Annotated in this window: 11 protein-coding genes; 6 read left to right on the top strand and 5 right to left on the bottom strand. The window is 62.2% G+C overall.

From position 1 onward, the window contains the following. Positions 1-12 precede the first annotated feature (12 nt). The 4 genes from P0D73_RS09365 to P0D73_RS09350 all read right to left on the bottom strand — a co-directional run bounded on the left by P0D73_RS09365 (position 13) and on the right by P0D73_RS09350 (position 4,546). Entirely contained in the window at positions 13-1,059 is a 1,047-nt protein-coding gene (locus P0D73_RS09365) for an ABC transporter substrate-binding protein (RefSeq protein WP_408431051.1), read from the bottom strand. Position 1,060: 1 nt separating this feature from the next. Further along, a complete protein-coding gene (locus P0D73_RS09360) occupies positions 1,061-2,242 on the bottom strand; it encodes an ABC transporter ATP-binding protein (protein WP_408177390.1) in 1,182 nt (393 codons plus the stop codon). A 32-nt stretch (positions 2,243-2,274) separates the two neighbouring features. Further along, a complete protein-coding gene (locus P0D73_RS09355) occupies positions 2,275-3,438 on the bottom strand; it encodes an SRPBCC family protein (RefSeq protein ID WP_408431049.1) in 1,164 nt (387 codons plus the stop codon). 181 nt (positions 3,439-3,619) lie between these two features. After that, positions 3,620-4,546, bottom strand: coding sequence for a LysR family transcriptional regulator (locus P0D73_RS09350; RefSeq protein ID WP_408431047.1), 927 nt, complete (start codon positions 4,544-4,546; stop codon positions 3,620-3,622). Positions 4,547-4,809: 263 nt separating this feature from the next. On the opposite strand from P0D73_RS09350, the gene P0D73_RS09345 reads away from it, so the two are divergent. The 5 genes from P0D73_RS09345 (at position 4,810) to P0D73_RS09325 (ending at position 10,103) form a co-directional block, all read left to right on the top strand. Next, the gene (locus P0D73_RS09345) at positions 4,810-6,168 is read left to right on the top strand and encodes a flavin-containing monooxygenase (protein ID WP_408431045.1); all 1,359 of its coding nucleotides are present in this window, start codon (positions 4,810-4,812) and stop codon (positions 6,166-6,168) included. A gap of 54 nt (positions 6,169-6,222) precedes the next feature. After that, positions 6,223-6,660 carry a RidA family protein gene (locus tag P0D73_RS09340; protein WP_408431042.1) on the top strand — a complete coding sequence of 146 codons (438 nt, stop codon included), beginning with the start codon at positions 6,223-6,225 and terminating at the stop codon, positions 6,658-6,660. A 10-nt stretch (positions 6,661-6,670) separates the two neighbouring features. Further along, a complete protein-coding gene (locus tag P0D73_RS09335) occupies positions 6,671-7,348 on the top strand; it encodes a DUF1028 domain-containing protein (protein ID WP_408431039.1) in 678 nt (225 codons plus the stop codon). Continuing rightward, entirely contained in the window at positions 7,341-8,504 is a 1,164-nt protein-coding gene (gene argE / locus P0D73_RS09330) for an acetylornithine deacetylase (protein ID WP_408286280.1), read from the top strand. Before P0D73_RS09335 ends, argE begins: the two co-directional genes overlap by 8 nt. Positions 8,505-8,675: 171 nt before the next feature. Then, complete coding sequence (locus P0D73_RS09325) at positions 8,676-10,103, top strand: purine-cytosine permease family protein (protein WP_408431036.1); 1,428 nt, start codon at positions 8,676-8,678, stop codon at positions 10,101-10,103. Positions 10,104-10,158: 55 nt separating this feature from the next. Here P0D73_RS09325 and P0D73_RS09320 read toward each other — a convergent pair whose 3' ends face one another. Continuing rightward, entirely contained in the window at positions 10,159-10,884 is a 726-nt protein-coding gene (locus P0D73_RS09320; protein WP_408431033.1) for an SDR family oxidoreductase, read from the bottom strand. A gap of 119 nt (positions 10,885-11,003) precedes the next feature. Here P0D73_RS09320 and P0D73_RS09315 point away from each other — a divergent pair, with 119 nt between their 5' ends. After that, positions 11,004-11,951 carry a LysR family transcriptional regulator gene (locus tag P0D73_RS09315; RefSeq protein ID WP_408431030.1) on the top strand — a complete coding sequence of 316 codons (948 nt, stop codon included), beginning with the start codon at positions 11,004-11,006 and terminating at the stop codon, positions 11,949-11,951. Positions 11,952-11,965: the final 14 nt, after the last annotated feature.

The raw sequence follows: 11,965 nt of genomic DNA, 5'->3' as shown, positions 1-11,965 counted from the left end.
CGGACGGTGGCGTTACTGCGTCAGCCACACCTGGAAGCGCTTATTGATCTGGTCCGCGTTGTCCGCCCAGAAGTTCGCGTTGATCTGCAAGGCGCGCTTGAAGTTCTCGGGTGCGGTCGGCAGATCGGCGAGGCGTTGCTTGTCGACCAGCGCGATCGCGTCCTTGCGCGGCGGTGCGTACGCGATGTACTTCGACAAATCCGCATACGCCTTCGGCTGCGAAGCGGAGACGATGAATTTCGCGGCGGCGTCGGCGTGCTTCGCGCCCGTCGGAACGGCCCACCAGTCGAAGTCGTAAACTTGCGCGTCCCAGACGGTCTTGAACGGCTTGTTGTCCTTCTTCGCGGCGTCGGAAATACGGCCGTTGTAGGCCTGCGTCATCACGACCGCGCCGTCCGCGAGCAGCTGCGGCGCCTGCGCGCCCGACTCCCACCACACGATGTTCGGCTTGATCGTGTCGAGCTTCTTGAACGCGCGATCCACACCGGCGGGCGTAGCGAGCACTTTGTAGACATCTTTCGGATCGACGCCGTCCGCAATCAACGCCCATTCCATCGTGACCTTCGGCGACTTGCGCAGGCCACGCTTGCCGGGGAATTTCTGCAGATCGAAGAAGTCGTTGACGGTGGTCGGAGCGGTCTTCAGCTTGCTCGTGTCGTATGCGTAGACCGTGGACCAGACCATGCTCGCAACCGCGCAATCGCTGATCGTGCCGGGGATGAAGTCACTCGTCTTGCCGAGCGTCTTCTTGTCGAACTTCTGCAGCAGGCCTTCGTCGCAGGCCGTGATCGCATCGTTCGTTTCGAGGTCGATCAGGTCCCACGTGGTGTTCTTCGCTTGCTCCATCGCGGAGAGCTTCGCGAGACCGCCGTCATACGATTCGGTCGAGAAGCCGATGCCAGTCGCCTGGGTGAACGGCTCGAAATAAGCCTTCTTGGCCGCCGCTTCGTATGCACCGCCGAAGGTCACGACGGAGAGCGTCTCCGCCGCCTGGCTGGTCATGGTGGCGAAGGCGAGTACTGCGAGTGCGACGCTTTGTGTTTTGATGAGAGTGCGCATTTTAGTTGGCTCCTGCAGGTGCGGTCGTGATGATGGAAGGTGAGAGCGGGGTGGATGCCTGGATCACGGGCGCGCTGCGCGGCGCGCTCATCGCGAGAATCTTGCAGTCGTCGTGGCGCCATGCGATCTCGATCGCGCTGCCGGGCGAAGGCAGCGCATGGCGTTGCGTATTGGGCACTTTCACGACGAAGGAATCGCGCGACCCGAGCGCAAGGTGCACGCGATGATGATCGCCGCAATACACCAGTTCCTCGACGTGTGCGCGCACCACGTTGCTGTGTTCGTCGACCTGCGCGCCTGCGGCGCTCGGGATATGCGCGCGTTCGGGGCGCAGCGCCAGCATCGCTTCGTCGCCCGCATGCAGGCCGGGTTCGCAACGGCCACGAATGACGCTGCCGTCTGAGAGCGCGAGCGTCGCCCACTCTTCGCCGGCAGTGACGACGCGCCCGGTCAGCCCGTTGTTCTCGCCGACGAAGTTCGCGACGAAGGCGTTCTGCGCATTCTCGTAGAGTTCGCTGGGCGTGGCGGCTTGCTGAATACGGCCATCGGAGAACACGGCGACGCGGTCCGACATCGTCAGCGCTTCGGCCTGATCGTGCGTCACGTAGACGATCGTGAGCGACAGCTCGCGATGCAGGCGCATGATTTCGTATTGCATGGTTTCGCGCAGGCGCTTGTCGAGCGCGCCGAGCGGCTCGTCCATCAGCACGACGCTCGGCTCGAACACGAGCGCGCGCGCGAGCGCCACGCGCTGCTGCTGTCCGCCGGAGAGCTGCGCGGGACGCCGGTTCGCCAGATGCGGCAGCTCGATCATCTCGAGCGCGCGCTTCACGCGCGTTTTCTGCTCGGCGCGGCTCACGCGACGCACGGAGAGTGGAAATGCGACGTTCTCCGCAATCGTCAGATGCGGAAAGAGCGCGTAGTTCTGAAACACCATGCCGATGTCACGCTGATGCGGCGGCTTGTCGTCGAGCCGCCGTCCGTCAAGACGTATCTCGCCGCGCGTGGGCGATTCGAATCCCGCCAGCATCATGAGCGTCGTCGTCTTGCCCGAACCAGACGGACCCAGCAGCGACAGGAATTCTCCCTTGCGCACGTCGAGGTTCAAGTCATCGACGACGTATTGAGCGCCGTCGTACGATTTGCTCACGCCCGAGAACGAAATGAAGGAAGGGTTTGACATCGTGATCGCGTCCTGTCGATGATGCGTCGTAATCAATGCGTGCCGGGCTGCGTCGCGGCGATTTTGCTGGCGACATAGCGCGCGAAGTCATAGTTGGGGCGTTCGAGAGGGCTCAAGTGACCGGGCTTCGCGAGTGGCGCGTGCACGCCGCGAAAGACGGCTTCCACGCCGCGTTTGTCTTCCGCGTTCACTTCGTCGAGCAGCTTCTTTAGCGTCGTCATGTGCGCGTTGGCTTCGGGATCGGCGATGAACTCCGGCGCAAGTCCGCCGCCGAAGCGGATATGCACGCGCTCCACGCCTTGAGGCTGCAGCACGAGATACCAGAAGTAACCCGGCGTAAGCGTGACGAGATGCGTCGGGTAGATCGCGAGCAGCGCCGTGGTCTTGCGCCAATGTCCCGTGAGGCGCGCGTTGTCCGGATGCGCGTTGCCGATGGGCAAGGACGCTTCCTTCGTGATCCAGTGATAGTTGAAGGCCGGATAGCCGGGCGGGCATTCCATCTCCTCGAGCCGAGAATGCGGTCCTACCGTCGCGCGATGCAGCATCGGCAGGTGGTAGCTTTCCATGAAGTTTTCCGCGAGGATCTTCCAGTTCGTGTCCCACACGTGCTCTTCATAGAAAGTTTCGATGTAGTCTGCCATGCCGTACGCACCGACGAGCTCGCTCAGTTCGGCGAGCTGCGCATGAACGGGCGGCGCGTTTTCGTCGAGGGTCACGTAGATCCAGCCTTGCCATTCTTCGCAGCGCACGGCGGGCAGCTTGTAGCTTTCCTTGCAGAAGCCCTCTTGCCGATCCATGAGCGGTGCGCCTTGCAGCGCGCCGTCCAGCGAATAGTTCCAGGCGTGATATGGGCAAACGATGCGACGCACGTTGCCGCGTCCCTCGAGCAGCACCGACATGCGGTGCAGGCACACGTTCGACATCGCCTTGAGCTGCATCTGTTCGTCGCGCAATACGACGATCGGTTGCGCTCCGATCCGCGCCGTCATGTAATCGCCGGGCACTTTGAGCGCACTCGCGCGGCCGACGCATTGCCATTCACGCTCGAAGATAGCGTGCTCTTCCAGGGTGAGGAATTCGGGCGACGTATAGACACCGGGCGGCATCGCGTGCGCATCGCTGAACGGCCGTTCGCAACCCGTCTGCAGTTCGTCGACAAGCGCTTGCACTGCGATCGTCCTTGCCGGGTTGGTCATGGTCTCCCCCTCGATTCGTCACGGTGAAAGCGCGGCGACGTAAGGCTTTGCGGCGTGGCGCTCAACATGGACACCAATCTATCAAGCCAAATTGCAAGCCAAAATATTGTTTTCAGATACAAAGCAAAGCTTTTGCCTATGCATTGCGTGCACGCTTAAAGCAGACAAACGCGCTTTCCTATCATGCATCGATATGCAACCGCCGAATATAGGTTTCGCAGAACGACGCGAAGCGATGCACCACCTGGCGCGGCTTCATGGTGCGCGATTGCGCGATGCCGAGTGTCGTTGCGTTGACGTTGTCTTTGAAGCGCTTAATGACGAACTCTTCCCCATCGACGGTTCGATTCGATTTGAGCGGAAAGTTCAGGAGGCTATAGCCGAGACCGTTGGCCACCATGCCGCGCACGACCTCCGGCTGCGACGAACGGAACGCGGGCACAGGACGGCTGCCCACCGCGTCGAAGAGTGCGGCGAAGTACTCGCGGCTGTGCGGCAGGTCGAGCATCACGTACGGCTCGGGCAGGAGGTCTGCGAGCGATATCTTGCGCGCGCGTGCCAGACGATGCGTCCTCGGCAGGATCGCATAAGGCGGCAACGAGAGCAGCGGCGTGAAGGCGATTTCCTCGGTCAAGTCGAGGCTGTAGGTGAGGGCAATGTCGAGCGAGCCGTCGTGCAGGCCGCGCAAGAGGCCATCCTGATGCGCCTCGACAGTGCGAAACGAGATGCCGGCGTTCTCGCCCGTGAATCGGCTGATCAGGCCCGGCATGAGCGGCGGCGCAAGCGAGACGAGGCAGCCGAGCGCGATGGCGCCCGTCATGCCGCCGTCCATTTCCTTCGCGGTGGTCTGCAATTCCTCCGCGAACTTCAGAAGATTGCGCGCTTGCCCCAGCAGATCGCGGCCGGCTTGCGTGAGCGAGAGGCCGCTCGCGTGATGCCGTATGAAGAGTTGCACGCCGAACGACACTTCGAGATCCGCGAGCGCCGTCGAGATGGACGGCTGTGAGATGTGCAGACGCTTGGCGGCGGCGGTGAAGGACAAGGCTTCTGCCGTGACCACGAAATAACGCAACTGGCGCAACGAGTAGCGCAACGGTTGACTCTCCATCGACGAGGCTCCGTGTTCAAGGTCTCCAATGGGCGGCATTGTGAAGCGGTCAAAAAGGCCTGCATAGGTAAATCCGATGTCATGCATTTTTTAAATATATTTTTCAAATTCTGAAGGGGCGCGTAGATTTTCACGCAGACGAACGGACCAGGCGGTAACGCGCCGTCGGAAAACACTACCGGGTCCGCAACGATCGCAAGCGCTGTAAGGCCGCGACGCCGCGATCGAATCGAAACATTCCGCCTTTTCAGAAGGACACAGCCATGACAGTGGAAACAACGTCAATCGACACGCTCGTAGTCGGCGCCGGTCAAGCCGGCGTCGCCATGAGCGAACATTTGAGCAAGCTTGGCGTGCCGCATCTCGTGCTGGAACGCGCTCGTATCGCGGAGCGCTGGCGCACGGGACGCTGGGATTCGCTGGTTGCCAATGGCCCCGCGTGGCACGATCGTTTCCCCAATCTCGAGTTCGCGGACTTCGACCCCGACGCGTTCGCTTCGAAGGAGCAGGTCGCGGACTATTTCGTTGCTTATGCGAAGAAGTTTGAAGCGCCGATCCGCACCGGCGTGGAAGTGAAGAAGGTCGTGCGCAATGCGGGGCGGCAGGGCTTCACCATCGAAACATCGGAAGGCACGATCGAGGCCAATCGCGTGGTGGTCGCAACCGGGCCTTTCCAGCGCCCCGTCATTCCGCCGATCGCGCCGCAAGATCCGAAACTTACGCAGATTCATTCCGCCGACTATCGCAATCCGAATCAATTGCCCGAAGGGGGCGTGTTGGTGGTGGGTGCGGGATCGTCGGGCGTGCAAATCGCGGACGAGTTGCAACGGGCGGGCAAGCGCGTCTATCTGTCGGTCGGCGCGCACGATCGTCCGCCACGCGCCTATCGCGGCCGCGACTTCTGCTGGTGGCTCGGCGTGCTCGGCGAATGGGATGCGGAGGTCATGAAGCCGGGCAGGGAGCACGTCACGATTGCGGTGAGCGGTTCGCGTGGCGGCCATACGGTGGACTTCCGGCGTCTTGCGAATCAGGGCATCACGCTCGTGGGTCTGACGAAATCATTCGATGACGGCGTGGTGACCTTCGAAGCGGATCTCGCGGCGAACATCGCGCGCGGCGACGAGAACTATCTGTCGCTGCTGGACGCGGCCGACGCGTATGCCGAGCGCAACGGTCTCGAGCTTCCCGAAGAGCCCGAAGCTCGCGTCATTCCCACGGATCCGGAATGCGTGACCCACCCGTTGCACGATCTCGATCTGGCGAAAGCCGGTGTGACGTCGATTGTCTGGGCGACCGGGTACGCAGTCGATTTCAGCTGGTTGAACGTCAACGCTTTCGATGAAACGGGTAAGCCGAAACATCAGCGCGGCGTTTCGAAGGAGCCGGGAATCTATTTCCTCGGTCTACCCTGGCTATCGCGCCGCGGCTCCGCATTCATCTGGGGCGTGTGGCACGACGCGAAGCACATCGCCGATCACATCGTCACACAGCGTAAATACCTGGCTTATTACGATGATGAGCAACGCGAGGCGCACGGCCACCGCGAGAACAGCGTTGCAAGCGTTGAAAACACATCCGCCGATTCACGCATCCACAAAGTCAGCGAGATGGGTGTGAATTGATGCGTACGCCTCTCTAATCCGCGATCCATTTCTTCCTAACATTAAGGTGCATTGATGAGCCAACCTACGCATACCCGTATCCGTATGTTCAATACGAAGGATACGTATCCGAACCAGACGCTCGACAACGATCTTTGCCAGGCCGTGCGCGCCGGCAACACGGTCTACGTGCGCGGTCAGGTGGGCACGGATTTCGAAGGCCGCCTGGTCGGCATCGGCGATCCGCGTGCCCAGGCCGAGCAAGCGATGAAGAACGTCAAGCAATTGCTGGAAGAAGCGGGCAGCGACCTGTCGCACATCGTCAAGACGACGACATTCCTGACCGACATCCGTTACCGCGAGCCGGTCTATCAGGAGGTCGGCAAGTGGCTGAAGGGCGCGTTTCCTATTTCGACCGGTCTGGTGGTGGTCGCGTTGGGTCAGCCGCAGTGGTTGATGGAGATCGACGTTATCGCGGTCATTCCAGATGGATGGACGCCGCCGAAGGCCTAAGGAGCGGGACATGACATTCTCTATCGTCGGACGTTGCCCGGAATCCGGGCAGCTTGGAATCGCGATCAGTTCGTCCAGCATCGCGGTGGGCGCTCGCTGCCCGTGGCTGCGCGCAGGCGTGGGCGCGGTGGCGACGCAGAACGTCACGCTGCCCGCGCTAGGGCCGCAGATTCTCGACCTTCTGGAAAACGGGCAACTCGATCCCGCCGCGGCATTGGACCGCGTGCTCGGCGCGAGCGAGTGGAGCGAGTACCGCCAGGTGACGGTGATCGATGGCCAGGGTCGCACGGGGTTCTTCAGCGGCAAGGAAGCGCTGGGCACGTATCACGCTGTCGCCGGCAAGCAGTGCGTAGCCGCAGGCAACATGCTCGCTGGTGTCGAAGTTATCGAGGCCATGCTGCCGGCGTTCGAGCAGACATCCGGCACGCTTGCCGATCGCCTGCTCGCGGCCATGCATGCTGCGATAGCTGCCGGCGGCGAAGCGGGGCCCGTGCATTCGGCGGCGCTCAAGATCGTGGGCGACGTGAGCTGGCCGATCGTCGATTTGCGGGTCGATTGGGCGGACGACGACCCCATCGGCCAGCTCGACGGTCTGTGGCAGGCGTATCGCCCGCAGATGCAGGACTACTTGACGCGGGCGTTGAATCCAACCGCCGCGCCCAGCTACGGAGTACCCGGCAATGAATGACAGATCCAGCCGCGCGCTGCTCGAACGGCTGATCGGCTTCGCCACGGTCAGCCGGGATTCCAATCTGGACATGATCGAATTCATTCGGCTGTACCTGGAGGAACTCGGCGTCGAGAGCGAGCTGTTCTACAACGCCGAGCGCACCAAGGCGAATCTGTTCGCGACCATCGGTCCGCGTGAGCGCGGCGGAATCGTGCTGTCCGGCCATACCGACGTGGTGCCCGTCGATGGCCAGGCTTGGACCGTCGATCCATTCCGTCTCACCGAGCGCGACGGGCGGCTGTATGGCCGCGGCACGGCCGATATGAAGGGCTTTATCGCTTCGGTGCTGGCGGCGGTGCCCGGGTTTATCGAGCGCGAGTTGAAGTTGCCGGTGCACCTCGCTTTTTCGTACGACGAGGAAGTCGGATGCCTCGGCGTGCGGCCGATGTTGGCGGAATTGGAGCGGCGTGACCACAAGCCGGCCCTGTGCCTGATCGGCGAGCCGACCGAGCTCAAGCCGGTGCTGGGCCATAAGGGCAAGCTGGCGATGCGCTGTCAGGTGAAAGGCGCGCCTTGCCATTCGGCTTACGCACCGTATGGAGTCAACGCCATTCAATACGCGGCGCGGATGATCGGCCGTCTGGAAGAGATCGGCGAGCAGTTGGCGCAGCCCGAGCATCACGACGAGCGATTCGATCCGCCGTTCTCGACCGTGCAGGCGGGCGTGATCAAAGGCGGCCGTGCGCTCAACATCGTGCCGGCCGAATGCGAATTCGACTTCGAAGTGCGCGCGCTGCCTGGCTTCGACGCAAACCAGGTAGCCGACCAGTTGCAGACTTACGCCGAGGCAGAGCTATTGCCGAAGATGCGCGCCGTGAAGTCCGACACCGACATCCGGCTTCAGCCGCTCTCCGCCTATCCGGGGTTGGCGACATCTCCGGATAGCAAAGCGGCGCGTCTTTTGGCGCTGCTCAGCGGCTCCATCGATTTCGGCACGGTCGCATTCGGCACCGAGGGCGGGCTCTTCGATCAGGCGGGCATTCCAACAGTGGTCTGCGGACCCGGCAGCATGGACCAAGGGCATAAGCCGGACGAATTCGTCACTGTCGAGCAATTGCGCGATTGCGATGCGATGCTGGCTCGGCTGGCGGACTACGCTTCGGCTGCGGCCTGAGACGTAGACATCGCGGACGCTGCCGTGGCGGCACGTCGCTCAAATAGAGAGGTGACTCTCAAGTACTTTCGAATGCCAGGCATGGCGATTCGGTAGACCGAACACGCCTGATCACGTAAGGGACGGGAGTAAGCGCTAAAGCGCTAACTCCCGTCGACACAGGAGACAAACTTGAATACTTCGGAAAGCAATGCCTCGGCGTTGATCGAAAAACACACCATCGGTTATGTGCCGCCCGAGGATCGCCATGGCAAGGTGCGCGATCTGTTCACGCTTTGGTTCGGCGGCAACATTGCGCCATTGCCCATCGTCACGGGCGCGCTCGGCGTGCAGATCTTCCACTTGAATTTGCTGTGGGGCATCGTGGCGATCGTCGTCGGTCAGGCCGTCGGCGGCGTGCTGATGGCGTTGCATTCGGCGCAGGGCCCGCAAATGGGCATCCCGCAGATGATTCAGAGCCGCGCGCAGTTCGGTTCATGGGGCGCGCTGCTGGTCACCGTGATCGCAGGCGTAATGTACGTGGGCTTCTTCGCGTCCAATATCGTGCTCGCCGGGAAGTCTCTTCATGGCATTGAAAACGGCATCCCGGTTCCTGTCGGCATCGTGATCGGCGCGTTGGGATCAGGGCTGATTGGAATCATCGGTTACCGGATCATCCATATCCTGAACCGCATCGGAACCTGGGTGCTCGGAATCGGCATTTTCATCGGATTCGGCTATATCCTCACGCATATCGCCACGGACGATTTTCTGACGCGCGGCGGATTCAACATCGCCGGCTGGCTCGCCACCGTTTCGCTGTCAGCGCTCTGGCAGATCGCTTTCGCCCCGTACGTCTCCGACTATTCGCGCTATCTACCGGAGAACGTGCGCGTCGCATCGACGTTCTGGGCGACCTACCTCGGCTGTACGATCGGCTCGGCACTCGCGTTTGCCTTCGGCGCGGTAGCCGTACTCGCGGTGCCGCCCGGCGCCGACGCGATGGACGCCGTCAAGCTGGCCACCGGACCGCTCGGACTGCCGATGCTCGTCCTCTTCCTGCTGAGCGTGATCAGCCATAACGCGCTGAACCTTTACGGCGCGGTGCTCGCGGCCATCACGTCCTTGCAGACCTTCGCCTATCGCTGGATTCCCACGGCGAAAGCGCGGGCCGTGCTGTCGATTGCGATTCTCCTCGCATGCTGCTATGGCGCGATCGGCGCGTCGACGAATTTCGTCGGCAATCTGGTCGATCTCGTGCTCGCGCTGCTGGTCGTGCTGGTGCCGTGGACCGCAATCAATCTGATCGACTTCTATGTGATTCACAAAGGCAAATACGACATCCAGTCGATCTTCCAGGTGGACGGCGGCATCTACGGCCGCTTCAATCCACAGGCGCTGATTGCCTACGGAATCGGCATCGTCGTGCAGATTCCGTTCATGAACACGCCGATGTACGCGGGTCCCGTGCCGAAGTATCTCGACGGCGCGGATCTCTCGTGGGTTATCGGACTGCTTCTGACGTCGCCGCTGTATTACTGGCTCGCGTCGCGGGACACCCACTATCGGCGCAGACAAGCGGGTGCCAGTGTCGCGCGTCACCCGGCGGGACAGTCATAACCGTTGAGGTGCCTCCGCATCGGCGCGGCGATGCGGGTGATCGATGGAGGCACCGTCATAGCAGCCGCAAGCCGCCGTCGCATTCGATTACCGCGCCCGTCATGAAGGTGTTCTCCATCAGAAACTGCAGCGCGTGCGCGACGTCTTGCGCATCGCCGACACGTCGCACCGGCAGGGTTTCGGCCTGCTGACGAAAAAGGTCCTCTTTGACGTCGCCGGGAAATCTGTCCCACCAGACGGTATCGACCACGCCGGGCGACACGGCATTGACGCGCAACGGCGCCAGTTCGCGCGCGAGCGTCCCGATCATGCTTTCGAGCGCGCCGTTGATCGCGCCCAATCCTGCGGTGCCCGGATTGGCGATGCGCGCGGAAATCGCAGTCACGAACGTCAAACTGCCGTCGCGGCGCAGGGCCGCGAGACCAGCTTGGGCCGCTTCCAGTTGCGGCCAGAACTTTGCCTCGAAGCCGCGGCGCAAGGATGTCAAATCGAGTTCCTTGAACAGGCCAGCGCCCTCGCCGCCGGAGAGCGTCAGCACCAGATGATCGATGCCACCCAAGCGGCCGAAGAAACCGTCGAGCGCGGCGCGGTCGGTGCAGTCGAGCGCTTTTCCGGTGACACTCCCACGTCCTTCGAGGTCAGCGAGCGCCTTATCCAGTTTGGCCTGGCCGCGGCCAACTGCCACGACATGCGCACCGGCTTCCTTCAGCCGAGACACCGCCGCTAGTCCAATGCCGGACGAACCACCCATCACGACGACTTTCTGATTCTGCCAATCCATGTCGCTGCTCCTGTCGATGATAGGAGGCACGGGCCGATGTGCCCTCACATCGTCTTGCAGCGCACCTCCTTGGCGCTAGAATGCGTGTCAGGCTCATATCATTCAAATCGTTTGTGACGATGACCGACATCATTGAGAATGATTTCAGGCGTTTCGACCTGAACTTGCTGCTGGCCTTTCGCGCGCTGTTGGAGGAACGCAGCGTCACGCGTGCCGCGCAGCGACTCTTCCTTGGCCAGCCGGCGATGAGTGGCGCGCTGAAGCGGCTTCGGGAGGCGTTCGGCGACGAACTGTTCGTGCGTACTCCGCACGGCATTACGCCGACGCCCCGCGCGCTCGAACTGGCGCGGCAGGTCGAGCCCTTCCTCCAATCGCTGCACCAGGCGCTCACGCAACCGCCGGCGTTCGATCCGGCACAGGCTCAGCGGGTGTTTCGCATTGGCTTGAGCGATTCGCTCGAGGTCCTGCTGATGCCGGAGATCATGGGCCGCCTGGCCACCAAGGCGCCCGGCGTGAAACTGATCGCCCGCTCTACAGACTCGACGCGCGCGGCGGCGATGCTCGACGAGGGCGCGATCGAACTGGCGATCGGCGTGTTCCCTGAATGCGTGCAGTGGCAGCGGCGCCGCCCGCTGTTTCAGTGGCGCTTCGTGAGCGTCTACAATCCGCGGCTCGTCAAGACGCGCCGCAAGCGCCTGTCAATGGATGAGTTCCTGCGGTACCGGCATGTGCTCACCTCGTTCAGCGCCGGCCTGCAAGGCTTTGTAGACGAGCAGCTGGCCATGCAGGGTCTCAAGCGTGACGTGGTGTTCTCCAGCTCGAATTTCGCGACTAGCCCGTTTATCGTGCGGCACACGCCCGCGATCGCCACGGTGCCGGATTTCATCGGTCGCGTCTGGCGCGACACATTGGATCTGGCGATGAGTCCATTGCCATTCGACGTGCCCGGCTATGAAGTCGCGCTGATGTGGGCTGCGTCCAGGGATCAGGATCCGGGACTCGCGTGGCTGGCAGCGGAGTTCATAGACGCGTTCGGTGTAAGCGAAAGAAGATCGCCCCGTCCTTGAAGACAGGCCAGAAT

Origin of the sequence: Paraburkholderia sp. RL18-101-BIB-B (assembly GCF_046026985.1) — a bacterium.
In the GTDB taxonomy this organism is placed as follows: Bacteria; Pseudomonadota; Gammaproteobacteria; order Burkholderiales; family Burkholderiaceae; genus Paraburkholderia.
Note: the sequence above shows the minus strand (reverse complement) of the source record. Positions and strands in the feature narration are given on the sequence as shown.